This window comes from Telluria mixta (assembly GCF_029223865.1).
GTDB lineage: Bacteria > Pseudomonadota > Gammaproteobacteria > Burkholderiales > Burkholderiaceae_D > Telluria > Telluria mixta.
Genome location: NZ_CP119520.1, coordinates 3121336 through 3147361 on the forward strand (window position 1 = coordinate 3121336; position 26026 = coordinate 3147361).

The 26026-nt window shown below is 65.5% G+C and carries 16 protein-coding genes; 9 read left to right on the forward strand and 7 right to left on the reverse strand.

The features are described 5' to 3' along the window. Positions 1–4 precede the first annotated feature (4 nt). Positions 5–280, forward strand: coding sequence for a hypothetical protein (locus P0M04_RS32780; RefSeq protein ID WP_307727173.1), 276 nt, complete (start codon positions 5–7; stop codon positions 278–280). Beyond that, positions 277–630, forward strand: a complete 354-nt coding sequence (locus P0M04_RS13950) for a hypothetical protein (RefSeq protein WP_259449857.1) — start codon at positions 277–279, stop codon at positions 628–630. Before P0M04_RS32780 ends, P0M04_RS13950 begins: the two co-directional genes overlap by 4 nt. A 139-nt stretch (positions 631–769) precedes the next feature. On the opposite strand, the gene P0M04_RS13955 is transcribed toward P0M04_RS13950, so the two are convergent. From P0M04_RS13955 to P0M04_RS13970, 4 genes are all read right to left on the reverse strand, one after another. After that, positions 770–2776, reverse strand: coding sequence for a diguanylate cyclase (locus P0M04_RS13955; protein WP_259449858.1), 2007 nt, complete (start codon positions 2774–2776; stop codon positions 770–772). Between the two features lie 244 nt (positions 2777–3020). After that, on the reverse strand, positions 3021–4823 hold the full coding sequence (locus P0M04_RS13960; RefSeq protein WP_259449859.1) for an ABC transporter ATP-binding protein: 1803 nt from the start codon (positions 4821–4823) through the stop codon (positions 3021–3023). Next, positions 4813–6564, reverse strand: coding sequence for an ABC transporter ATP-binding protein (locus P0M04_RS13965; protein ID WP_259449860.1), 1752 nt, complete (start codon positions 6562–6564; stop codon positions 4813–4815). The genes P0M04_RS13960 and P0M04_RS13965 overlap by 11 nt, the downstream gene beginning before the upstream one ends. 104 nt (positions 6565–6668) lie before the next feature. Continuing rightward, positions 6669–7526 (reverse strand): phasin family protein, encoded by an 858-nt coding sequence (locus P0M04_RS13970; protein ID WP_259449861.1) that lies wholly within the window; start codon positions 7524–7526, stop codon positions 6669–6671. 211 nt (positions 7527–7737) lie between these two features. On the opposite strand from P0M04_RS13970, the gene P0M04_RS13975 reads away from it, so the two are divergent. The 4 genes from P0M04_RS13975 (at position 7738) to P0M04_RS13990 (ending at position 11964) form a co-directional block, all read left to right on the forward strand. Next, positions 7738–9027, forward strand: a complete 1290-nt coding sequence (locus P0M04_RS13975) for an amidohydrolase family protein (protein WP_259449862.1) — start codon at positions 7738–7740, stop codon at positions 9025–9027. Between the two features lie 179 nt (positions 9028–9206). Further along, complete coding sequence (locus tag P0M04_RS13980) at positions 9207–9689, forward strand: GNAT family N-acetyltransferase (protein WP_259449863.1); 483 nt, start codon at positions 9207–9209, stop codon at positions 9687–9689. After that, positions 9689–10204, forward strand: a complete 516-nt coding sequence (locus P0M04_RS13985; protein WP_259449864.1) for a GNAT family N-acetyltransferase — start codon at positions 9689–9691, stop codon at positions 10202–10204. The genes P0M04_RS13980 and P0M04_RS13985 overlap by 1 nt, the downstream gene beginning before the upstream one ends. A gap of 110 nt (positions 10205–10314) precedes the next feature. Then, positions 10315–11964, forward strand: a complete 1650-nt coding sequence (locus P0M04_RS13990; RefSeq protein ID WP_281042415.1) for a methyl-accepting chemotaxis protein — start codon at positions 10315–10317, stop codon at positions 11962–11964. A gap of 1 nt (position 11965) precedes the next feature. Here the strand turns inward: P0M04_RS13990 and P0M04_RS13995 are convergent, their stop codons facing one another. The 3 genes from P0M04_RS13995 to P0M04_RS14005 form a co-directional block, all read right to left on the reverse strand. Next, the gene (locus tag P0M04_RS13995; protein WP_259449865.1) at positions 11966–13039 is read right to left on the reverse strand and encodes an alpha/beta hydrolase; all 1074 of its coding nucleotides are present in this window, start codon (positions 13037–13039) and stop codon (positions 11966–11968) included. Next, positions 13039–15963 (reverse strand): MGH1-like glycoside hydrolase domain-containing protein, encoded by a 2925-nt coding sequence (locus P0M04_RS14000; RefSeq protein WP_259449866.1) that lies wholly within the window; start codon positions 15961–15963, stop codon positions 13039–13041. Before P0M04_RS14000 ends, P0M04_RS13995 begins: the two co-directional genes overlap by 1 nt. Positions 15964–16079: 116 nt before the next feature. Then, entirely contained in the window at positions 16080–17909 is a 1830-nt protein-coding gene (locus tag P0M04_RS14005; RefSeq protein ID WP_259449867.1) for a glycoside hydrolase family 13 protein, read from the reverse strand. A gap of 528 nt (positions 17910–18437) precedes the next feature. Here P0M04_RS14005 and P0M04_RS14010 point away from each other — a divergent pair. The 3 genes from P0M04_RS14010 to P0M04_RS14020 all read left to right on the forward strand — a co-directional run bounded on the left by P0M04_RS14010 (position 18438) and on the right by P0M04_RS14020 (position 26017). Next, the gene (locus tag P0M04_RS14010; RefSeq protein ID WP_259449868.1) at positions 18438–21311 is read left to right on the forward strand and encodes a TonB-dependent receptor; all 2874 of its coding nucleotides are present in this window, start codon (positions 18438–18440) and stop codon (positions 21309–21311) included. Positions 21312–21402: 91 nt separating this feature from the next. Continuing rightward, the gene (locus P0M04_RS14015) at positions 21403–22914 is read left to right on the forward strand and encodes a tryptophan halogenase family protein (protein ID WP_259449869.1); all 1512 of its coding nucleotides are present in this window, start codon (positions 21403–21405) and stop codon (positions 22912–22914) included. Between the two features lie 361 nt (positions 22915–23275). Next, positions 23276–26017 carry a TonB-dependent receptor gene (locus P0M04_RS14020; protein ID WP_259449870.1) on the forward strand — a complete coding sequence of 914 codons (2742 nt, stop codon included), beginning with the start codon at positions 23276–23278 and terminating at the stop codon, positions 26015–26017. Positions 26018–26026: the final 9 nt, after the last annotated feature.

A 26026-nucleotide genomic window follows, 5' to 3' on the forward strand; every position in this document is an offset into this window, starting at 1 on the left:
TATCGTGTTTCGATTTGAATCACGAACGAAGGGATATACAGATGATCGGATCGAACGGCCGGGCCCTGAGCCGGAGCGCCGGTACAAGGACGGCCGCCTGTTCGACGACGTGGCCACCATGCCGTACAACCGCCGCAAGGGGATGAAGCCGGCTCTCGACGATGCGGACATCGACGCTATCGTCGCGTTCCTGCGTACCTTGACGGATGCACCGTTCGAAGCGTCCGCCGCGGCGCGTGGGGCAGGTGTATATTCGGCAACAAAGGAGGGTGCAAGATGAATCGGATATCCATCATCGGCGCGCTGCTGGCGGGCTGTCTCCTGGCGGCGTGCAACCGTGGCACCGACGGCGTGGGTCCCGCCCAGCAGGCCGGCAAGGCCATCGACGACGCGGGCGCCCGCGCGCAGGCGAAGGTCGACGCGGCCGGTGCGCGCGTGCAGGAAAAGCTCGACCACGTGAACGACAAGATCGACCGGATCAACGAGAAGGTCGAGGACAAGGTCCAGGCGCAGGTCCAGAAGGCCGACCAGGCCGTGCGCGAGGCGCGCGAAGGCGCGAAGGAAGCGACGGAGCGGGTCGGGGAGAAGGTGGAACAGGCCGGGGAAAAGATGCAGCAGGCGGCTAAATAACCGCACATCGTCGTCCTCGCGAAAGCGGGGACCCATACTGAGCAACCGGATTCGGTACGTCAGAAGCGCCGCGATATTCTTGATGCCGGGCTTCGGAAGCTCAGAATGGATTCCCGCGTGCGCGGGAATGACGGTGTTCTTACGACGCCATCCGCAATTCCGGCACGTGCGCGGTCACGATCGACAGATCGACGAGCCCCGCGCGCCACGCCTTCTCGATGTCGTGCTCGACTTCGTCCAGCGACGCCGGATCGAGGCCGGACACGCCGCACACGCCATACGCGCGGTTGCGGCCGTGGCCCTTGGCCAGGTACAGCGCCATGTCGACGATGTTGATCGCGCGTTCCCACGAGAGCGCGGTGCCCGGCACGAGCGGGAACGGCGCGAAGCCGATCGACACGTTCACCGACAGCCGCGTGCCCTGGTAATCGATCGTGCGGGCCGGGATGCCGGCCAGCAGGCGGCGCGCCACCTCGTCCAGGCTGTTGCGCGGCACGGCCGGCAGGAAGGCGAGGAATTCCTCGCCGCCCCAGCGCACGATCATGTCGGTTTCGCGGAGGATCTCGCGCAGCGCCTCCGCGATCTCGCGCAGCACGGCGTCGCCGGCGCCGTGGCCGTACGTGTCGTTGATGTGCTTGAAGTGGTCGACGTCGAGCAGGAACATGGCGCTCACCATGTCCTCGCCGCTCGTGCCGGCCCCTCTGCGCTCGATCTCCTGGTGCGAGCGCATGAATTCCTGGAAGTGGCGGCGGTTGTACAGGGCCGTCAACGGATCGCGCGCGCTCTGCTGCTTGAGTTCCTGGTTCTTGACTTCGAGCTGGGCGTTGGCGTGCCGCACCTTGCGGTACAGGATGCCGACGATGACCGACGCGAGCGCGAACACGAGCGCCAGCAGCCACCAGATGCGCTGCTGCAGGCGGCGGTTGTCGATTTCGGTCGACTTGACCTGGTTTTCCTGGCGCAGCATCTCGATCTGGCGCTGGCGCTTGTCGGCCTCGTATTTTTCCTGCAGCTCCATCATCGCCTTCTGGCGGCGCGTCTCGAACAATTCGTTCGACAGCGCGCGCTCGCGGTGATACGCGGCCAGCGCGCCCGGCAGGTCGCCGGCACGTTCCAGCGCGTCGCCGTATTCGACGAGGACGCCCTGCTGGTCGGGCTTGTTGCCGGAGCGCTGATACCAGTCCATGCCCTGTTCGATGTGCTTCTTGCCCTCGGCCAGGCGGCCCATGCCGAGGTAGGCCTGGCCCACGTTGACGCGGGCCGTGGCGGCGAGGGCGTCGTCGTGCAGCTTCTGCGCCTGCTCCAGCGCCTGCTGCGCGTACGCGAGCGCGCGGCGCCAGTCCTGCTGCTTCAGGTACGAGTCGGCCAGGTTGACGAGCGTGTTGGCGATCATGGCGTCGGCGCCGATGCGGCGTTCCAGCGCGAGCGCCGACAGCAGGGCCTTCGTGCCGCGCTCCATGTCGCCGCTGTTCGCGGCCAGGATGTATTCCGTCGTCTTGAAGATCGCAAGGCGGCCCGGCGAATCGATCGCTTCCGCCAGCTGTTCCGCTTCGCCGATCGCCTCGAATCCCTTGTCGAATTCGCGCATCTGGTTGTACAGGTAGGCCAGCGACTTGAGCGCGACGGCGAGCTGCAGCTTGTCGCCGCTCTGGCGCGCGAGCGTCACGGCGCCCTGCATCTTGGTCAGCGCGACGGGGAAGTTGCCTTCCTCGGCGAACGATTCGCCCGACGAGATCTGCACGAGGATGCGCAGGTCGACGTCGGCGCTGGCGGCGGCGAGGCGTTCCGCTTCCCAGACCAGTTGGTGCGACTGGCTCATCTCGCTCAGGCCGAACAGGGCGTAGGCCTTGGACAGCAGGGCGCGCGCGACGAGGCTGTCGTCGTGCACCTGGCGGCCCAGTTGCAGCGCCTGTTCGCACAGCTGGACGGCTTCTTCGTGCTTGCCGAGGCGGTGGCTCAGGTCGCAGGACAGCGTGAGCAGGCGGGCGTGTTCGGCGGGCGTGTTGCGCGCCTGGGCTGCCAGTCCCGCCAGCAGCGGCACGGCGCGCTGGGGCGTGACGCGGATGATTTCCCCGAGTTCGGCATAGCGGGCGCGCACGGGCGCATCCGGAACTTCCGCGGCCAGCGTACCTCCGGAAACGAGCAATAGCAGAGCCAGCAGCGCAAGGCTGCGTCGGTGCTGCGCTGCACGGTATAGACCTGCCAACATGCCTCCCCGAGGAAGTGTAGTCCCTTAATTTAGGACATCTGCATACTCGATTATAGGCTCTTGCAAATGAGAAAGATCAATTAATGGAACGATTATGCGTAAAAGACACAGGTTTCGTATCCAAAAAGCCGCGCCTTACAAAAATAATGTTTAACTAACAAAGTTTCACTAAAAGCAACTGTCAAACGCTCAGCTGCTGCAGTAAATACAGCCGCTGATACAGGCCCCCTTCGATGCGCATCAGGTCGTCATGGCTGCCCGATTCGCTGATGCGGCCGTGGTTCAGCACGACGATGCGGTCGGCATCGCGGATCGTCGACAGCCGGTGCGCGATGGCGATGATCGTGACCTGGCCGCGCAACTCGTCCAGCGCCTGCTGCACGATCTGCTCCGTCTGGCTGTCGATGCGCGACGTGGCCTCGTCCAGCAGCAGGATGCGGGGCCGGCCGGCGAGGGCGCGCGCGATCGCGATCAGCTGCTTCTGGCCGGACGACAGGCGCGAGCCGCCTTCGCCCAGCGGCGTGTCGTAGCCTTGCTCCAGCCGGGCGATGAACTCGTGCGCATGTGCCGCGCGCGCGGCCGCCTCGATGGCTGCCTGCGACAGGCCGCGGCCCATGTCGATGTTCTCGCGCGCGGACGCCGCGAGCAGGAACGGATCCTGCGGCACGAGGCCGACTTCCGCGCGGAAGCGCTCGTTGCCGATCGTCGCCAGCGGTTCGCCGAACAGCGTGATCGTGCCGTGTTCGAACGTGTAATAACGCAGCAGCAGCGACAGCAGGGTCGACTTGCCGCTGCCCGTGTGGCCGACGATGCCGAAGAAGGCGCCCTGCGGGATGTCCAGCGACAGGTCGTGCAGCACGGTCTGGCCCTCCACGTAACCGAAGGAGAGGTCGCGCACGCGCACTGCCGGCACGTCGGCCGCCACGGGCTTGCGCTCGGACGTGATGCGTCCGGCCTGGTGTTCCGCGGCGCCCGCTTCGTCGAGCAGCGCGGCCACCCGCGCCGTCGCGACGACGGCCTGCTGCAGGCCCGAGAACTGCATCGTGATCTGGATGAGCGGTTCGACGACGCGCGCGATGTAGCTGATGAACGCGTACAGCACGCCCACTTCGACAGCGTTCATGCTGCGCTGGCCGAAACTGTAGATGACGACGGCCAGCAGGACCACGTTGAGGAAGTCGAGCGCGGGCCGCAGCAGGAAGGCGTTGGCGCGCAGCTCGGCCACGCGGGCCGTGTAGTGCTGGTCGTTGGTGTGGGCGAAGCGCTGGCCGAAGCGGTGCTGCGCATTGTTCGCCTGCAGTACGCTCATGCCGCCGATGGATTCCGCCATCTGGCCGTTGATGTCGCTGCGCAGCGCGCGCGCGCGCGTGACCGCCGGCGCGGACAGCCGCTGGTACAGCCACACGATGCCCAGCACCGCGGGCACGAGCGCCAGCACGATCACCATCAGGCGCCAGTCCAGCCACGCCATCGCGATCGACGTGCCGACGAGGACGATGCTGGAATCGAGGATCACGAACAGCACCTGGATGTACAGGGTTTTCACCGCCTCGGTGTCGTTGGTGACGCGGCTCACGAGCTGGCCCGTGATGGCGCGGTCGAAGAACGCCATCGGCAGGCGCAGCACGTGGCCGTAGACCCATTCGCGCAGGCGCTGCACGGCGCGCATCGCCATGCCGGACAGGCGCACGAGCTGCAAAAAGCGCAGCCACGACGCGGCCATTCCCGTGACGACGACGCCGGCCAGCAGCCATGCCATGCGCGTCCAGTCGAGATGGTGCGGCAGCAGGTGATCGTCGATCAGCTTCTTGCCCAGCAGGGGGCCGACCACTTCCAGGCCGGCCGCGAGGATCAGCCACAGCGTGGCCCAGCCGAGGTGGGCGCGGTCCGGATGGGCGGCGCGGCGCAGCAGGCTTGTCGCCTGGCGCGCCTGTGCCGCGGTTACGCTCTTATTCGCACTCTTTTTGACGTCTTCAGATGGCATCGAGGCTGGCCTCCAGTTGCTGGTAGCGCCACTGGCTGGCATACCAGCCGTCCAGGGCGAGCAGTTCGTCGTGCGTGCCGCGTTCCACGATGCAGCCTTCGCGCAGCACGACGATCAGGTCCGCCTTCACGACGGCCGACAGGCGGTGGCTGGCGATGATCGCCGACAGTTCCGGGCGTTCGCGGCGCACGTCGTCGAGATGGTCGAGGATGTTCGTTTCCGTGCCCGTGTCGACGGCGGACAGGGCGTCGTCGAGCAGCAGCAGGGCGCTGTCTGCCAGCAGCGCGCGCGCGATCGCCACGCGCTGGCGCTGCCCGCCGGACAACGTGATGCCCTTTTCGCCGACGGGCGTGTCGTATCCATCTGGGAACCGGAGGATGTCGTCGTGGATCGCGGCCATTTTTGCCGCCTGCTCGATCTCCGCGCGCGACGCGCCGGGGTGGCCGAGGGCGATGTTTTCCGCGATCGATGCGGAGAACAGGAAGGATTCCTGCGGCACCCAGCTGATGTGCGCGCGCAGCGTGGCGAGCGTGTACTCGTCGAGGGCATGGCCGCCCCATGTGACCTTGCCGTGCTGCGGCGTGGCCTGGCGCAGCAGCACGCGCAGCAAGGTCGACTTGCCCGCACCCGTGGCGCCGACGAGGCCCAGCGTCTTGCCCGGTTCGAGGCGCAGCGAGACGTCGTCCAGCGCGGGGCGCGCGTCGGCGCTGTAATTGAAGCGCACGTGGTCCAGCACGAGCGGGCCGCGCGCGAGCGTCTCCAGCGTGCCGCGGTCGTCGACGGTCAGCGGCGCATCGAGCAGCGGCTGCAGGCGCGCGAGGGCGGCGCGTCCGCGCTCGATCAGCGACAGCACCCAGCCGGCCGCGAACATCGGCCAGATCAGCTGGCCCAGGTACATCGTGAAGCTCGTGAGGCTGCCGATCGTGATCTGGCCCTGCCACACGAGATAGCCGCCCAGGCCCAGCGTGAGGCCCGTCGCGGCGGTGAGCGTGAGGCCGACGGCCGGTTCGTATGCGGCTTCCCATTTTTGCGCCGAGAGGCTCGCATCGGCGGCGCGCGCGGCCAGTTGCGCGAACTGGTCGGCGCTGCGCTGTTCCAGGCCGAGGGCGCGCAGCGTACGCACGCCGGACAGCGTTTCCTGCACGTGGTCGTTCAGGGCCGAGAAGCGCTTCAGCGAATCCGTGGACGCCGTGTGGATGTGGCTCGAGATGCGCCAGAACGCCAGCGCCATCAGGGGGAACGGGAGCAGGGCGATCGTCGTCAGGCGCCAGTCGACGCCGAGGAACATGATACCCAGTACCATGACGAGCGTGAGCGTGCCGTCGAAGCCGGCTAGCATCGCCTCCCCGGCGGCCTGCTCGATGGCGTCGATGTCGTTGGTGCCGAGCGCCATCAGGTCGCCCGTGCGCTGGCGCTGGAAAAAGGCCGGGCCCTGCGCCGACAGGCGGTCATAGAGTTTCGTGCGCAGTTCCACGCCGAGCCGGTACGAGGCGGAGTACAGGCGCAGGCGCCACGCCACGCGCAGGCCGTAGATCGCGAGGCCGAGGCCCAGCAGTTGCGCGATCTGGATGAGCAGGTCGTGGCCGCCGAGGCGGTGCGCGGCGAGGCCGTCGATCATCGCGCCGACCTTGCGCGGCACGAGCACGGTACACAGGGCCACGCCGAACAGCATCACCGCCGACGACGCATAGGAACGCCAGTGCCGGCGCACGAAGCCGCCGATCAGCTTTGCCAAACCCATTGAAGATCCTGTTCTTGTTGTTGGTGAGTGAAAAAAGAAAAAGCGGGCCAAGGCCCGCTAATTTACTAGGTTTGCCACCTGCTTGCAGGCAGCCGTGCTACCGCTTATTTCTTGCGCGGCGTGCGCGACGTCTTGCCACCGTGGGTCACGACGCGCAGCGGCGGCGTGCTCTCGGTCGGCGTGACGATCGGCAGTTCCACGTGCGGCCCCGCTTCCAGCGGCACGGTCGATGCGATCGGATGCTCGGCGCCGGCCGGCTTCGGTGCAACCTTGTTCAGCGCTTTCGCGAGCGGCTTGGCCTTCGCGTGCGGCACGTCGTCGGCGATGGCCGTTTCGACCGGATCGGCAGCCGGGGCTTCCGGTTCCGCAGCCACCGCTTCGGTCACGGTGGTCGTGATCGGTTCGGGCGCTTTCAGCTCGCTCTGGGCTTCGGCTTGCGGCGCCGCCGGCGCAGCTTCGACGGCAGCGACAGCCTGCTTGCCCGCATCCAGCGCCGCTTCGGCCAGCGCGCTGCCGGTGTCGGCCGCGGCGCGGGCGATCTCGCTGCTCACGGTCGTGGCTTCAGCCGTCGCAATGGCGGCCTGCTCCAGGATCTGCGGCACGGACGTCGGGATGTTCGCGGTGGCGGCGGGCACCAGTTGCAGCGGCGCCTGCGTGCTCCAGCTGCGCTCGTGCGTGCCGGCGGCGATGCCCAGCAGTTCACGGCCGTAGGAAAAGAATTGCTGCCATTGACCCTGGGCCGACGAGCCGATGGCGATCAGGTCGCGCGGGTTGGTAATTTCGAGCAATTGCTTGAAGGTTCCCGTGGCTTGTTCGACCGACGCGCGGGAGGTCTTCATGTTGAGCGCAATCAGCTGTTCGGCACTGTCGAGTGCGCGTTGGCTCAATGCCCGGAACACGTCGAGCTGGGCTTCCCATTGGGACTTGCGGACGGCGGACAACTGTTCGGAGAATGAAGTCATCTGGGTTCCTTGTCTTTCAGGTTGTAACCATTCGGTTTATGACGCACTGCAATAAGTCTAGTGTAAAGGGGTTCATGCGGGATGAAAAGGGAATTCTATGTTGTTTTTATAAGGAAATCTTGCGGTGCAGCATTGTGGTTTGATATATATCATTGACAAGATGATCACCGTGGTAATCTGATGGCGTTTTAACCGATCAGGAGCCCCGCGCATGGATCTCGTTCTCCGCAACGCCACCCTGGCCGATGGCCGCTTGGTCGACATCGCCATCGCCGGCGGCACCATCGCTGCCGTCGAGCCCGCCTTGCCGCAACGTGGCGCGCGCGAGATCGACGTCGGCGGCGACCTCGTGACGCCGCCGTTCGTCGACGCCCATTTCCACATGGATGCGACGCTCAGCTACGGCTTGCCGCGGGTGAACGAATCGGGCACCTTGCTGGAAGGCATCGCGCTATGGGGCGAGCTGAAGCCGCAGCTGGCACAGGAGGCGCTCGTCGAACGGGCGTTGCGCTACTGCGACTGGGCCGTGGCGCGCGGCCTGCTGGCGATCCGCACCCACGTCGACATCTGCGACGACCGCCTGCTCGCCGTGGAAGCGCTGCTCGACGTCAAGCGCCAGGTCGCGCCTTACATCGACCTGCAACTGGTCGCGTTCCCGCAGGACGGCCTGCTGCGCAGCAAGACCGCGTTTGACAATTTGAAACGCGCGATCCGGATGGGCGTGGACGTCGTCGGCGGTATTCCACACTTCGAACGCACGATGGCCGACGGCGCCGAATCCGTGCGCCTGCTGTGCGAATTCGCGGCGGAGCAGGGCCTGATGGTCGACATGCATTGCGACGAGAGCGACGATCCCCTGTCGCGCCATATCGAGACGCTTGCCGCCGAAACATTGCGCTTGGGCTTGCAAGGCAAGGTCGCCGGCTCGCATCTGACGTCGATGCATTCGATGGACAACTATTATGTGAGCAAGCTGCTGCCGCTGATGGCGGAATCGGGCGTGGCCGCGATTGCAAACCCGCTCATCAACATCACGCTGCAAGGCCGCCACGACACGTACCCGAAACGGCGCGGCATGACCCGCGTGCCGGAACTGCTGGCGGCCGGCGTGCCGGTGGCGTTCGGCCACGATTGCGTGATGGACCCGTGGTACGGCCTTGGTTCCGGCGACATGCTGGAAGTCGCGCACATGGGCCTGCATGTCGCCCAGATGACGGGGCAGGCCGCGATGCGCCAGTGTTTCCAGGCCGTCACGGAGACGCCGGCCCGCATCCTCGGCTTGCAGGGGTACGGCATCGCGCCGGGTTGCCGCGCGGACCTCGTCTGGCTCGATGCGGGCGACTCCGTCGAGGCGATCCGCCTGCGCGCGGCAAGAAGGCTCGTGCTGCGCGCCGGCCAGGTCGTCAGCGAGGCGCCACCGGCGCGCGCGACCCTGCATCTGCCGGGTCGCGAGGCGTCGGTTGATTTCCGTTTGGAACGATCCAGGCAAGCCGGGCAGTAACGGGCGGCACGAAGTCTTTCCTACCTTTATTCAACGGAAATTTTCTACGTCCAGTTACCGGATCGGCAGCCGTGCACCCGAAAGCCAAGGTAGAATCTTGCGCTTTCGTTACCATCCCAGCGGGTCACGCAGTGAAAGATATCCAGATTCGTCCAGCTACTGAAACTGATTTCAATGCTATGTGGACCATTTTCCAGGCGCACGCGGCCGAGGGCGAAACCTATGCCCAGGACGCCGGCACGAGCCGCGAAGATACCTACGATTACTGGTTCGCACCCGAGGCGTCAACCTATGTCGCGGTGCGCGGCGAGGAGCGGATCCTCGGGATGTACAAGCTACAGCCGAACCACGTGGGACGCGGCGCGCACGTCGCCAATGCGTCGTACATGGTCAGTCCGAACGCGCAGGGCGTCGGCGTGGGGCATCTGCTTGGCGAGCACAGCATCGGCGAGGCCCGCCGCAAGGGCTACCTGGCCATGCAGTTCAACTTCGTCGTCAGCACGAACAATCCCGCGATCCACCTGTGGAAGCGGCTCGGCTTTTCCATCGTCGGCACCCTGCCTAAGTCGTACCGCCATCGCCGGCTCGGCTACGTCGATGCGTACGTGATGTACAAACTGCTGGAAGACCCCGCGCGCTGGCCGCTGCCGGACGAAGACTGATGGCGGTGGATATCCTCGCGACCCCGCGCCTGCGCCTGCGCACCGCCGACCGCGACGACGCCGACTTTTATCTCGCCCTCGTCAACGATCCGGGCTTCCTGGAGCACATCGGCGACCGCGGCATCCGCACGCGCGAGGACGCCGTGCAGGCCCTGCTCGAGGGCCCGATCGCGATGCAGGACGTGCGCGGCCACTCGCTCTACGTCGTCGAACTGAAGGACAGCGGCGCGCCCATCGGCATGTGCGGCCTGATCAAGCGCGAGACGCTGGACGGCGTCGACATCGGCTACGCCTACCTGGCGCCTTACTGCGGCCGCGGCTATGCGTACGAGGCCGGCATGGCCGTCCTGGCCCTCGCGCCCGCGCTGGGCCTCAGGCGCGTGCTGGCCATCACGTCGCCCAACAATCTCGCGTCGAACGGCCTGCTGCGCAAGATGGGCTTGCGCTTCGAACGGTTCGTCCATCTCGTGCCGGGCGATGCCGGTAGCAATTTGTACAGTCTCGATATCGAATAGCTCAGATAACGTTGCTTGGTGGATACGAATTTTCGCAAAATGTAACGACATGGTTGGTTTTTCAGTTTCTTTTGGTCATCATTTCATTTGTACAGACCATTACGACCAACATGAAACTCGACAATCTCAAGATCTCAGTCCGCTTGGCCCTGCTGGGTGGTTTTTTTCTGCTCGTCATCACGCTCATCAGCCTGTACGACTGGCGTGCCATGGAGGCCAGCAATGCGCGCGCCACCGAGACCATGGCCCGCATCGAAGCGCTGGCCCGGGCGGCGGACGTGGCGCGCGGTGCCCAGGTCGAATTCAAGACCCAGGTGCAGGAGTGGAAAAATATCCTGATCCGGGGTGGCGATCCTGCCGAGTTCACGAAATACCGGGACGGTTTCGAAAAGAGCGCGGCGACGACCCTGGCTGAACTCGACAAGCTGAAGACGGCGCTGGCCGCCCAAGGTGTCGCGACGGACAAGGTGGATGCAGCCCAGGCGGCGTTGCGCGAGCTGGACGGCCGCTATCACACCGCACTGAAGACGTACGACGGCGCAAACCCGGAGAGCTACAAACTGGTCGACCAGCAGGTCAAGGGCATGGACCGCGCGCCGACGAAGGCGATCGACGACATCGTCGCCGACATCCATGCTTACGAGAAGGCGACCGTGGACGCCATCCGCAAGGAGAAGGAAGCCAACGAGCAGGCCGAGGCCCGCCTCACCATTGTCTCCTTCGCCGCGGTGCTGCTCGTGGCGGTCGCCGTCACGACCTGGCTGGCGCGCAGCATCACGCGCCCGATCGACGCCGCGGTGACCATCGCGCGCACCGTCGCCGCGGGTGATCTCACGCATCCCATCGTCGTCGACCGCAAGGATGAAATCGGCCTGTTGCTGGACGCGCTGCGGCACATGCAGGACAGCCTGTCCGGCATCGTCGCGCATGTGCGCAGCGGCACCGACAGCATCGCCGTCGCGACGGGCGAGATCGTGCAGGGCAACCAGGACCTGGCGGCGCGCACGGAGGAACAGGCCAGCTCGATCCAGGAGACGGCGGCGTCGATGGACCAGCTGACGTCGATGGTGCGCAGCAGCCTGGACAGCGCCGACCGCGCACGCCGTATGGCGGACGAGGCATCCGGCGTCGCCACCCGCGGCGGCGAGGCCATGGCGCAGGTGGTCGACACGATGGGCGAAATCGACGCGTCGTCGAAGAAAATCGTCGACATCATCGGCGTCATCGACGGCATCGCGTTCCAGACCAACATCCTCGCGCTCAACGCGGCCGTCGAAGCGGCGCGCGCCGGCGAGCAGGGCCGCGGCTTCGCCGTCGTGGCATCGGAGGTGCGCACCCTGGCACAGCGCTCGGCCGGCGCGGCGAAAGAGATCAAGGCACTGATCGGCGATTCGGTGGACAAGGTGCAGGCGGGGACGCGCCTCGTGGGCGAAGCGGGCAGCACGATGCGCGACGTGGTGGACAGCGTGCAGCGCGTGACCGGCATCATCGCGGAGATCACGGCCACCGCCACGCACCAGAGCAACGGCATCTCGCAGGTCAACACCGCGATGGGCCAGATGGACGGCGCCGTGCAGCAGAATTCCGCGCTGGTGGAAGAAGCGGCGGCCGCCGCCGACGCCCTGCAGCAGCAGGCGCAGGCGCTGGCGGAGGCAGTCGGCGTGTTCCGCCTGGCGGACGATGGGGGCCGAGCGGCTGCCCCGGCCCCGACCTCGCGCGCGCCCCTGCGCAAGGCCTTGCAGGCACCGGTAACGTCTTAAATCACTGGCGGGTCGAGCCCCACGGGAAGAACCACGTGAGCGGCTTGTCCACGCGCGCGGCCCATGACGCCTCGTTGTGGCGCCCGCCCTCGGCCTTGTAGAACATCAGGTCTTCGCTGTCGCGGTAACCCTTGGCCAGCATGGCGTCGCGCATCTTCGTCGTGTCGTCCAGGCCGTCGTCGCGCGTGCCGGCGTCGAGGTAGAACTTCACCGGCACGCGGTCCGGCACCTTCGCCAGCAGTGTCCCGTTGTTCCACCAGAACGAGCTGGAGACGCCGCCCGCCTTCGAGAAGATGTCCGGATGGCGCTGCGCGATCAGCACCGAGGCGATGCCGCCCAGCGAGGAGCCCATGATCGCCGTTGTCTCCTTGCCGGGCAAGGTGCGGTACGTGCGGTCGACGTACGGCTTCACCGTCTCCACGATGAAAGAGTCGTACGCATTCAGCTTGCCGCCGCCGTACTTCGGATCGCAGCAGGGCGTGTATTCGGGGATGCGCTCCGGCGTGTTGTCGATGCCGACGACGATCACCTCGTCCATCACGCCCGTCGCGACGAGACGGTTGATCGTCTCGTCGACGGCCCATTCGACGCCGTACGATGCGGTCTTCGCGTCGAACAGGTTCTGGCCGTCGTGCATGTACAGCACGGGGTAGCGCTTCGCCGCGTTCTCGCCGTAGCTGGGCGGCAGATAGATGCGCAGCGCGCGCTTGTTGTCCAGTTGCGGCGACGCGAAATCCTTCACGATCGTCACCTTGCCGAACGGGTGGCCGAAGAACGGGTAGATGTCGACCGTGCTGCCGGCCGCGAGTTTATACACGCCGCCGATCGATACCTTGTCCGCGCCCAGCGTGGGCTTCATCTGGATGTCGCCCAGCGCGTCCGGCCACGTGAACGTCCACAGGTTCAGCGGACCGCCTTCCGGTTTCGCGGGCACGCCCTGCGACCAGCCGGCGGCGCCCTTGTCGGCGCGGATCTGGATCGTCTCCTTGCCGGCGGCGTAGTGGATGCGCACGGTGGTGGCGTGGGCCTGTGCCAGCAGCATGGTCGCGGCGGCCGCGATTGCGAGTCGTTTCATCATTTGATTCCGTTGGTGCGCAGCAGCCGTACGCCGTAGATATCGAAGCGGTTCGACGGGCCGTCGACGCCGCCGGCCGCACTGAAGCTGCGGTTACTGTCCAGGTAACTCATGTTGTAGAAGTCGCTCATCTCGATCCGGTACGCCACGTTCGCCTTCAGGCGCGCCGCCAGCGGGGTCGAATACACGGTCGGGGTGTTCGCCTTCTCGATGCGCGCGTGCGGCAGTTGCACGACGCCTTGCGCGACGATCTTGCCCGACTCATCCTTGAGCGCCAGCCATTTTACGCCACCGCTGATGCCCAGGTTGATCTGGTTGGCGCCGTTGTGATAGCGGACCTGCACGGCGTAGTCGCCGGCTTGCGTCACGCGCACGTCGCGCACGGCAAAGCGGTCGGCCGGCTGGCCCCAGTTCGCGAGATGCGGTTCGGCGAAGCGCGCGTTGGCCGGCGCGATGGCCACGCCGGCCTGCACGCGCGGGTCCGTCGCGGCGATCGCCACGCTGGCGCCTCCGCAACGCGGCACGCTGTGGTGGCTGCGGTTGCCGGACGCCGTGTATTGCGCTTCGACGGCATAGCACGCCGCGCCGCTTTTATCTTTGTCGGTCCACGCGCCGGCCGGCACGTTCGCTGCGACCAGCTTGCCGTCGCGGTAGACGTTGTACGTGATGCCGGCCTGCCGGTCGGCCGGCGCGATCGTCACCGTCGTGGTCCCGCCCGCGCGCGCGACGCCCTCGATGCGCGGTTCGCGCGGTCCGAACACGGCCGGCGTTTCCGCATACGGATCGGCGTTCACGCGCCGGATGGCGGTGCTGCCTTCGACCAGCTTGCCCAGCTGGACCTCGATGTCGCTGTGCGCATCCAGCGCGCTCCAGGGGATGCTGCTGCCAGCCGGCTTGCCGTCGACGAGGATGCGCTCGACGGCGTAATAGCCGCTGCTGCCTGCCGCCGGCACGGGCGGCAGCCGCAGTTTCACATTGACGGCGCGGCCCTGCAGGCGCAGGTTGTACAGCGCGATGCTGTCGCCGCCCGCGAACACGCCGCCGCGCAGCTTCGCCGTCACGAAGGGTTTCACCTCGATGCCGTCGCGCGTGGTCGAGACGCCGAACACGTCGCGGATCACCATGCCGAGATAGGCGCCCACGGACCACAGCTGGCGTTTCGAATTGATGACGGGGCCGATCAGGTTCGGATGCGCCTCGTCCAGCAGCACCGGCTGGCCCGAGAGCCACTCGAGGTTTTCCATGTTCGACAGGTTCAGCGCCGCCCCGCGCATCAGCGTGTCGTACGCGGCATCCGCGACGGCGACGTTGCGTCCCGTGATGGCGGCGCGCAGGCCGTATCCCGTGACGAACGGCCACATCGCGCGGTTGTGGTAGACGGGCAGGTCCTGCTGCTGCGGCCAGATGACGGGTGCGCCCATCGGGCCGTGCGGATAGCTGGCGAGGATCTTCTGCGCCCGCGCGCCGTCCGCGACGCCCGTGACGACGGCGAGCGACTGCCCCAGCCAGTCGAACTTGTGCAGCGGGGCGCCGTCGAAGTGTGGGGCCGTGAGGCTGCTGTACATGCCGGCGTCGTCCAGCCACAGGCGCGCATTGATGGCGCGTTTCAGTTCACGCGCCCAGGTCTCGTAGCGTTTGCCGCGTGCTTTATCTCCCTGTTCGCGCGCCAGTTGCGCGGCGAGCGTGAGGGCCTTGTAGTGGCCGACGTTGGTCGACAACGCCTTGCTGCTGGCCATCGCCGCCAGGTCGTCGGTGATCCACTTCGCGTACGTCTGGTCGCGCCAGTCGAGGAACGATTCCTCGCCCGTGTACAGGCCCGTCGTCCTGTCGAAGGCGGCGATGCGGTCGTTCTCGATCGTGTTCGCCAGCGCGTGCAAGGCCTGCGTCGCGAATGCCGCGCGCTCGTCGGCCGGCAGCGTCTTGAGCACTTCCTCGGCCGCGAAGGCCCACGTGATGCGGTCCGTGCTGACAGGCCAGCTGCCGCCGCTGCCCGTGTCCTGCACGACCTGCAGGCCGTCGGGCGTGCCCGCGACCTGCGGCGCCTTCGTCAAGCCCGCGCGCCAGCCGGACAGTTTAAAAAGCAGAGAATTGCGCACGCGCTGCGGGTCGAGCATCGCGAGGCCCAGGTCCGCCGCATACGACAGGTCGCGTGTCCACACGTAATGCCACTTTTCTCCCGTCTCGAAGCAGTCGCACGGGATCGCGGCGCCGCCGTTGTAGTTCCCGTCGCGGATCTCTTTTACCGAATCCAGCTTCATCTCGTGGCCGGCCAGCGCGAACAGCGCATCGAACGCGAGGTTGCCGCTGCGAACCACGGGCAGCGCGGCGTCTTCCTCGTACGTCGTCGCCTGCGGGCCGGGGTCGCGCAACTGCATCGTCGTCGAATGCGCGTAGCTGCGCAGCGGCGCCTGCGGGTCGCGTACGGAAAAGCGCGCGGATTCTTCCTTGCCGTCCCACGTGGGGAAGGTGAGGGTGGCCGTCGCACCGGCGCCCGCGTGCGGGTCGGCGGCCGCGGCGGCCGTGGGCGTGTCGACCTGCGCGACCGTCAACACGGGACGCTTGGGATCGGACACGTCGACGCGGAAGCGGAACGTGGCCGTCTTCTTCGTGAACAGATAGTCTTCCGGTCCCGCTTCCGTCACGAGCGGATAGGCGTCGCCCGGTTTCACGGTGACGCTGGCGGCCGGATTCGCGACCCACTCCGCGGCCCAGTCCTTGCTGCCGATTTTAAAGGCGTGGTTGCCGGGGCTGACGAGGATGTCGGCCTGGTAGATTCCCTTGCCCTGATGGACGAGGACATTGTCGGTGCCCCAGCCGTTGAAGGCGCCGCGCACGTAGATGTCGTAGCGCAGCGGCGGGGCCTCCGCCGCGACGGCGGCGAGGGATTGGGCGAACAGGGCGGCGGCGAGGAGGGCTGTTTTCATCGTGTGTGGCTCGCTAAATCATTTCTCGTCATTCCCGCGAAAGCGGGAATCCATGCTGACTGACTTCGGACCTTCAGCATGGGTCCCCGCTTGCGCGGGGACGACGGTAGGGTGGTTCAGAGTTCGAGGATGACAACTGACTTCGCAGGCAGGCGGATCTCCTTGCCCAGGTCGAAGCGCTTGCCGGTCAAAACGTCGGTCCCGGCCGCAACGCCCGACAGCATCTCATGGAAGCGCGCGGACGGCAGCACGGCTTCCTTCGCGTTCGCATTGAACGCGACCATGACCTTGTGCCGGCCATCGTAGCGGAAGTAGACCCACGTATTGTTCTCGGGCCCGTACTGCATCAGCTTCCCGTCGTGTACGACGGCCGCGCCCTTGCGCCAGTTGACGAGTTTTTTCACGAAGTCCTGCGCCTCGCGCTGGCGCGGCGTGAGGCCCGTGCCCGTGAAGGCATTGACCTTGTCGCCGGCCCAGCCGCCCGGGAAGTCGCGGCGGTAGCTGCTGTCGTCGCGGGTGCCGACGGTGCTCGTCATCAGGAGCTCGTCGCCCACGTAGAAGTGCGGGATGCGGGGCATCGTCATGATGAACGCGAGGTCCATCTTCCAGCGGTCGACATCCTCGCCGACGACGCTGTACAAACGCGCCATGTCGTGGTTCCCTTCGAACAGCACGAGGTTGGAAGCGTCGGGATATTGGGCGTCGAGCGACAGCGTCTCGTACACGTCGTTGAAGACGTTGGGATTGTTTTTGTCGGACAGCGCCGTGCGCATCGCTTCCGTCAGCGGGAAGTCCATCATGCTGGGCATCGAGGTCGGGGCGCGCTGCCAGTGCGCGACGACGGGCGGCAGCTTGCTCCATTCCTCGCCCACCATGTTCAGGTGCGGATACTCGGCCAGCACGCGCTGCGTGTACTGCGCGAGGAAGGCGCCGTCCGAATAGCCGAACGTGTCGATGCGCAGGCCGGACAGGCCCGCGTACTCGATCCACCAGATGCTGTTCTGGATGAGGTAGTTGGCGACGAAGGGGTTCGTCTGGTTCATGTCGGGCATGCCAGGGCTGAACCAGCCCGTCGTGAAGTTGCTCGCGTCTTCCTTCGACGCGTACGGATCCTGCACGGCCGTCCGGTGGTGCATCGTCGCCACGAACTTGCCGTCGTTGTGGTTGATCCAGTCCGGCGTCGGCAAGTCCTTCATCCACCAGTGATTCAGGCCGATGTGCGACAGCACGACGTCCTGGATGATGCCGACGCCATGCTTCTTCGCTTCGGTCGACAGCCGCACGTAGTCGTCGTTGCTGCCGTAGCGCGGGTCGATCCGGTAGTGGTCCGTGGCGGCGTAGCCGTGGTAGGACGCGGCCGGCATGTCGTTCTCGACGAGCGGCGTGGGCCACAGCTGCGTGAAGCCCATGCCCGCGATGTAGTCGAGGTGGTCGATGATGCCCTGGATGTCGCCGCCGTGGCGGCCGTGGCCGAGCTTGCGGTCGAGTTTATCGGCGAGGGCGGGCACGCTGTCGTTCTTTGGATCGCCGTTGGCGAAGCGGTCCGGCATCAACTGGTAGATGGCGTCGGCCTTCCCGAAACCTTTACGTTCGGCCGAGCCGGCGCTGCGCGCGAGCAGGCGGTAGGAATAACGGGTGGGATGCGCGCCGCGGAAGTCGATGGCGACGTCGCCGGGTGGAGTGTCTGGCGCGATGTCGAGGTCGATGAACAGGTAGTTGCGGTTGGCGACGCGGGTAACGGCTGCGATGCGCACGCCGGGGTAGGCGATGGCCGGTTCCAGGTCGGCGATGGCGGGGCCGTGCACCATCAGTTGCAAGTGACGGTCCTGCATGCCCGTCCACCAGAACGGCGGGTCCATGTGGTCGATGGCGGCGGGTGCTGCGACTGCGCCCGTCAGGAAGAGGCTGCCGATCAGCAGGGCGGCGAGGCGGGTAGGGATGCGCATTGTGGTCTCCGGGGCGTAGTCGAACTACAGCGATATACTCATTTGTTGCTCAAGAGTAATGCGCTTATTACATTATTGCTCGGAGAATACTACATAGGATTGAGTGCAGCAACGCACTCAGTACCGCGAATCTCTAGTTTTGCTACACATGTTTCCACAGTGAATTCAAGTCCATATGTGGGCAAATTCCAACGTTCTGTAAAGCTACTACGGGAATTCGCCCCAAAACGGGGTGGGCGTGTCGATAAATGGTGCAAGGAAACCAATTTGTAGCGCGACTACAAGGCCAACGTACCTGTTCTGTAGCTCGAATACAACGAGAAAGCCTGTTTTTTAATCAAAACTGCGTAAAACCCCTACATTCCTGTAATGAGGAGCAACTCTCGTTGACACGAAATCTAGTTTTAATACAGAATTCCTGAAGAAACGTACGTACTTATAGAAAACGTTTGCTTTCTGGCTCCCGGGTGCGGGCTCACGCTGCCGTCGTCGGGAAAAACAATGAGATCTGATGATTTGAGGGGACAAATGAAGACTTTTAATGGCAAGCATGCGCGTAACAACGGCGCCCTTGTGTTCAAACTGAGCCCGGTTGCAGCCGGTTGCGTCGTGTTCCTGTCGGCGCTCGGCACCAACGTGTACGCCCAGGACGCCACCGTCGCGCAGGCAACGGATGCCGAAGGCAAGCCGGTCAGCCAGGTGACCGTGACCGGTATCCGCCGCGGCATCGAGGCGGCCATCTCCATCAAGAAGAATTCCAATTCCATCGTCGAAGCGATCTCGGCGGAAGACATCGGCAAGCTGCCGGACGCGACCGTCGCCGAGTCGATCTCGCGCCTGCCGGGCGTGACCGCGCAGCGCGACCCGTCGACGGGCCGCGCCGCAGCGATCTCCGTGCGCGGCATGTCGCCGGACTTCAACGGCACGCTGCTGAACGGCCGCGAGCAGGCATCCGCCGGCGACAGCCGCGGCGTGCGCTTCGACCTGTATCCGGCAGAAATGCTGGGCACGATCACCGTGTACAAGTCGCCGGACGCCACGCTGATGGGCCAGGGCGTCGCATCGACGATCGACCAGCGCACCGTGCTGCCGCTGGACTTCGGCAAGCGCACCGTGGCCGTCGGCTACAAGCGCATCTGGACCGGTGAGAAGAACGAAGCCGAAGGCGGCGGCACCGGCAAGGGCTACCGCAGCACGATCACCTACATCGACCAGTTCGCCAACCGTACCGTCGGCGTGGCCCTGGGCCTGGTCAAGTTCAGCGACTCGGGCGCGGACCAGACCCGCGGCGACGGCTGGGGCGGCTGGACGCCGACGCTGAAGGATGTCGGCGTGCCGGCTTACAATGGTTCGGACAGCATCAAGGTCCCGGGCGGCTTCCAGAGCGTGAAGCAGCGTGACCCGCAGGGCAACAAGTCGGCGATGGCCGTGGTGCAGTTCCGTCCGAGCAAGGAATTCGTGACGACGGTCGACCTGTTCCACTCCAAGTTCACCGACGACACCCGCAAGAACGGCCTGGAAGGCGCGGTCTGCGGCAACAACGGCAGCTATGACCCGTCCGGCGTCCTCTCGAACGCCCAGATCGTCAATGGCGTGGCCGTGTCCGGCACCTGCTCGGGCTACAAGGCTGTCCAGCGCAACGACATCGTCGGCCAGGCCGACACGCTGAACTCCTGGGGCCTCAACAGCCGCCTGAAGTCGGGCGACTGGACCTTCACCGGCGACCTGTCCGGCTCGAAGGTGACGCACCACACCGACCGCTACGAGACGACCGCCGGCCGTCCGGGCAATGCCACCGACCTCGACACGATCTCCTGGACCGGCTTCAACGGCACCAGCAACCTGAGCCCGACCTACAAGGTCAACGCCAACCTCACCGACCGCAGCCGCTACGTGCTGACCGACGTGAACGGCTGGGGCGGCAGCGTCCCGCAGGCAGGCTATGTGGCCGTCGGCGACCAGACCGACGACCTGAAGGCCGTCCGCCTGTCCGCCAAGCGCGACGTCGAATGGGGCCCGGTGACCGCGCTCGACTTCGGCGTGTACCACAGCAATCGCGACAAGGAACGCGTCTCGGACGAAGGCAACCTGACGATCAATAACCTGCAGTACGGTTCGGCCACGGTGCCGGGCACCGAGACGGGCGTGACCCCGAACGGCATCCCCATCGTGCGCTTCAACCCGGCCGGCACGCTCGGTACGGTCTACACGCTGCTGCCGAAGAAGGACCAGCCGATCCAGACCGACAAGAACTGGGAAGTGTCCGAGCGCATCACGACGCTGTACGCCATGGGCAACCTGGAAGGCGAACTGTTCGGCATCCCGTACCGCGGCAACGCGGGCGCCCAGTACGTGCGCACCAACCAGTCGTCGTCGGGCGTCGTCGTCCAGCCGGGCAATCCGTCGGGTTGCGGCGATGCGGGCAAGCCCTGCGCGAGCTACGCCATCGGCGGCGGCGCGAAGTACAACGACTTCCTGCCGAGCATTAACCTGAGCTTCGAGCTGCCGTACGACCAGATGCTGCGTTTCGGCCTGGGCAAGACCCTGTCGCGCACCAAGATGAGCGACATGCGTCCGGGCGGCGGCGTGACCGTGAACAACAGCAACCCGACCGGCCCGCGCCTGTCCGGCGGCGCCGGCAATCCGAAGCTGGAACCGTTCCGCGCCAAGGCACTCGACCTGTCGTACGAGAAATACTTCTCGGTCAACGGCGCCAAGGGCTACGTGGCCGTGGCCGGCTTCTACAAGAAGCTGGACACCTACGTGCTGCAATACGGCACCGAAGTCGACTTCAAGACGACCGGTTACTACCAGCCGGGCATGGCGCTGCCGACCAGTGGCCCGTACGCCGGTTCGACGGTCGGTATCCTGACCGTGCCGACCAACCTGAATGGCGGCAACATCAAGGGCATGGAAGCCACCGTCTCGCTGCCGTTCGCGATGGTGTCGAAGTACCTGAGCGGTTTCGGCCTCGAAGTGAACTACTCGAGCACGCTGAGCTCGCTGAGCCTGCCGTCGTCCGGCCTGGGCAACACGAAGGACACGCCGAACAACGTCTCGCTGCCGGGCCTGTCGCACATCGTGACCAACGCCCGCCTGTACTACGAAGCGAACGGTTTCCGTGCATCGCTGGCGGCCAAGAAGCGTGGCGACTTCCTGGGTGAAGTCACCGACTTCCAGGACAATCACCAGCTGACCTACATCAAGGCCAGCACGCTGATCGACGCCCAGGTGACCTACGACTTCGACGACAAGAGCATGTTCAAGGGCCTGTCGATCACCGCATCGGCGAACAACCTGACGAACGCCGCGTTCGACCGCTTCAACACCACCCCGGACGTCGCAGTGGAACACTACCGCTTCGGCCGTACCTACGGCCTGGGCGCAAGCTACAAGTTCTAAGCTATCCTGTCGACGTCGACGGATGTAAGCGAACACCCCTGCCGACCCAGGTCCGCAGGGGTGTTTTTTCTTTACCGTATTTGAAGAAGCCATGAACGCACCTCTCCTGAATACCATCGTCATCGTGGGCGGCGGCACCGCTGGCTGGATGGCCGCCACTGCCCTCGCCACCGCGCTGCGCGGGCGCTACAACATCCGCCTGGTCGAATCCGACGAGATCGGCATCGTCGGCGTGGGCGAAGCGACCATCCCGATGATCCAGCGCTTCAACACCGTGGCCGGCATCGACGAGGCCGAGTTCATGAAGGCGACCAACGGCACCTTCAAGCTGGGCATCGAGTTCGTCAACTGGGGCCGCCAGGGCGAGCGCTACATGCACGGTTTCGGGCGCCTCGGCCAGGACTTGTGGATGGTCGGATTCGAGCAGTACTGGCACAAGATGCGTGGCCTCGGCCGCGCGCGCCCGCTGGACGAGTACTCGATCACGCGCATGGCGGCGAAGGCGAACAAGTTCATGCCGGCGCGCACGGACGTCGGCAATTCGCCCCTGGCCGACATCGCCTACGCCTACCACTTCGACGCCAGCCTGTATGCGCGCCACCTGCGCAAGCTGTCGGAGTCGCGCGGCGTGGAGCGCATCGAGGGCAAGATCGTGCAGGTCAGCCAGCGTGCGCACGACGGCTTCGTCGACGCCGTCGTGCTGGAGAGCGGCCAGCGGGTCGAGGGCGACCTGTTCATCGATTGCTCGGGCTTCCGTGGTTTGCTGATCGAACAGACGCTGCATGCGGGCTTCGAGGACTGGAGCCACTGGCTGCCGTGCGACCGCGCGCTGGCCGTGCCGTGCGAATCGGCGGCCGTGACGACGCCCTACACGCGCGCGACCGCGCACGGGGCGGGTTGGCAATGGCGCATCCCGCTGCAGAACCGTATCGGCAACGGCCACGTGTACTGCAGCCGCCACATCAGCGACGACGAGGCGGCGGCTACCTTGCTGGCGAACCTGGACGGCAAGCCGCTCGCCGATCCGCGTCCGATCCGTTTCACCACCGGCATGCGCAAGAAGGCCTGGGTCAAGAACGTGGTGGCGCTGGGCCTCGCCAGCGGCTTCCTGGAGCCGCTCGAGTCGACCAGCATCCACATGGTGCAGTCGGGCCTGCAGCAGTTGCTGGACTTCTTCCCGGACCGCGGCTTCGCGCAGGTCGACATCGATGCCTACAACGACCTGACACGCTTCCACTACGAGCGCATCCGCGACTTCATCATCCTGCACTACCACGCCAACCAGCGCACCGACAGCGACTTCTGGCAGGCGTGCGCCAACATGGCGATTCCCGCCACGCTGCGCGAAAAGCTCGACCTGTACAAGAGCCACGGACGCATCCAGCGCTTCAATGGCGAACTGTTCACGGAAGTGGGCTGGCTGCAGGTGCTCGCCGGGCAGAACATCCATCCGGACGTGTATCACCCCCTCGTGGACGTGCAGTCGGAAGAGGGCATCCACGACTACATGGAAGGCGTGGCCGACGTGATCCGGCAATGCGTCGGCTTCATGCCGGGCCATGACCGGTTCATCGCCGACTACTGCAAGGCGCCGAAGATGTAATCGCAGTACCCGGACGGCGCCCGCGCGCCGTCCCCCTCCCGTTTCGTTCCTTCCTCCTCTTTCCCCGCCTCCCCGTGACAGCGTCGATCCGCGGGACATGCCCATGTCCATGCAGATGTCATAGTTTTATCGCGACTACATAGTAAATACGCGTTCTAGTACTTAAATTACGGACAAAATTGCAGATTTTTTCGGAAATCTGTGGGGAAAATGCCAATTTGCTCGCGGAATTACATGTTCCGTTGACTGCATATCTAGTTTTAATACAAAATTCGTTCCGGACTCCAGCGCTGGGTCGGCACGACGTGTTTCGACAGGCGGCTGGTGTGAATACAGATAGCGAATTTAGGTGAGGGGACACATGAAGATTTCGAAGGGTATGCAGACCTGGAAACTGAGTCCGGTCGCAGCAGGCTGCGCCGTGTTCATGGCGCTGACCGGCCACGCCGCGTCGGCGCAGGACCAGCAGACGACCAGCCAGGCCGACGCCGCCACGGGCGTCCAGACCGTCAAGGTGACCGGTATCCGCCGCGGTATCGAGGCGGCCATCTCGGTCAAGAAGAACAACGACTCCATCGTCGAGGCGATTTCCGCCGAAGACATCGGCAAGCTGCCGGACCAGAGCATCGCCGAATCGCTGGCGCGCCTGCCGGGCGTGACCACGCAGCGCGACGTGCACGGCAATGCATCGATCATCTCGATCCGCGGCATGTCGCCCGACTTCTCGACGGGCCTGCTGAACGGCCGCGAGCAGGTGTCGACCGGCGACAGCCGCTCGATCGAATTCGACCAGTATCCGGGCGAACTGCTGTCGGGCGTCGTCGTGTACAAGACGCCGGACGGCGCGCTGATTGGCCAGGGCCTGTCGGGCACCGTCGACCTGCAGACCGTGCGTCCGCTGGACTTCAAGGGCCGCACGATGGCCGTGAACTACCGCCGCGAAAAGAGCGGCCTGGGCCTGCAATACGACAAGGGCACCGGCAACCGCTTCACGTTCTCGTACATAGACCAGTTCATGAACCGCCAGGTCGGCGTCGCCTTCGGCTTCGCGCGCCTGCAGGGCCAGGGCCCGGCATCGTCGCGCTTCAACGGCTGGGGCAACGGCACGACCACGTACAACGGCCAGACCGTCAACATCCCGTACACCGGCTTCGAAGCGTACACCGAGACCTACCGCCAGTCGCGCAACGGCCTGATGGGCGTGGTCCAGTACCGTCCGAGCCGCAACTTCACCAGCACGGTCGACCTGTTCTATTCGAAGTACGACCGCAGCACCCGCAACGTCGGCTTCCAGGCGCCGCTGAACGATACCGGCACCAGCGCCTACGACAAGCCGAGCCAGCTGATCAACGCCACGCTGTCGGGTGCCGACGTGATGAGCGGCCAGATCAACAACGTGCGTCCGATCATCCGCAACGACAACGAAGTGTGGAACGACGTCACCCGTTCGATCGGCTGGAACAACAAGCTGAAGATCGACCAGGACTGGACCGCGTCGCTCGACCTGTCGTGGAACAGCGCCGAACGTAACGGCACCAACCTCGAGACCTACGGTTCGGTCGCGGCCAACAACCTGACCACGATCGGCTTCGCCCGCGGCAGCCGCGCGTTCACCAGCAGCGTCGATCTCACCAACCCGAACAACGTCGTGCTGACCGACCCGCAGGGCTGGGGCGGTACCGAAACCCAGGCCGGCTACGTGAAGTTCCCGCACGTGTACGACCGCCTGGGCGCCGTGCGCCTGGACGTGTCGCGCGACCTGCCTGAAGGCTGGTTCTTCAGCAAGTTCACCGGTGGCGTGAACGTGTCGAACCGCTCCAAGACCCGTTCGTTCGTCGAAGGCCTGCTGTCGATCAAGGGCGGCGCCGACCGCTACGCAACGGCACCGTTCCCGTCGGGCAGCAGCGCGCAGGGCGTCGGCGAGACCGGCCTGACCGTGCTCGGCTTCGACCCGGTCGCCGCGCTGGCCAACGTCTACAACGTGAATCCGAAGCAGCACCCGGACATCTACAACAAGGACTGGGTGGTGCGCGAGAAGGTCGACACGGCGTTCACCAAGTTGGGCATCGATACCGAAGCCGCCGGCATCCCGGTGCGCGGCGCGCTGGGCCTGCAGTTCGTGCACACCAAACAGGAATCGACCGCGTTCTCGGTGGACAAGAACCAGGGCACGGACGACCTGCACCGCCCGACCGCGACCGTCACCGACGGCACCAGCTACAACGACGTGCTGCCGAGCCTGAACCTGGTCGGCGACCTGGGCAACCAGCAGTCCCTGCGCTTCTCGCTGGAAAAGATCATGGCCCGTCCGGAACTGCAGCAGATGCGTGCCTCGGGCAGCTTCAGCTACGACGCGTCGAAGGGCTACTACACCGGCGGCGGCGGCAACCCGCAGCTGAAGCCGTTCCGTGCCAAGGGCGTGGACGTGTCGTATGAAAAATACTGGGACAGCAAGGCGTACGTGAGCGCCGCCGTGTTCTACCGCAAGCTCGACAGCTACATCATCAACACGGACCGCCAGTTCGACTTCTCGTCCGTGCTGCTGCCGACCTCGTACCAGGCGCCGAGCACGATCGGTACCTACAACACGCCGCTGAACGGCACGGGCGGCAATATCAAGGGTGTCGAGCTGGCCGCGTCGCTGCCGCTGAACGTCCTGACCCGTTACCTGGACGGCTTCGGCGTCGTCGCCAACGTGGCGCAGAACGCGAGCTCGGTGTCGATCCCGAACACGACGCAGGACAACGGCGGCGGCAACATGAACCTGCCGGGCCTGTCGAAGCGCACCGCCAACCTGACGGTGTACTACGAGAAGAACGGTTTCTCGGCCCGCGCCGCCGAAACCTACCGCTCGGACTTCATCGGCGAAGTGACGCAGAACACGGGCGACCGCCAGCTGACCTACGTCGTCGGCGGCAAGGTCCTCGACCTGCAGTTCGGCTACGAGTTCCAGGACGGTCCGCTGAAGAACCTGTCGCTGCTGGTGCAGATGAACAACGTCAAGAGCGCGCACTTCACCCGTTATCGCAAGACCAAGGATAACGTCATCGAAGACCGCCCGCTGGGCCGCACGGTGCTGATCGGCCTGAACTACAAGATGTAAGTCTCCTAT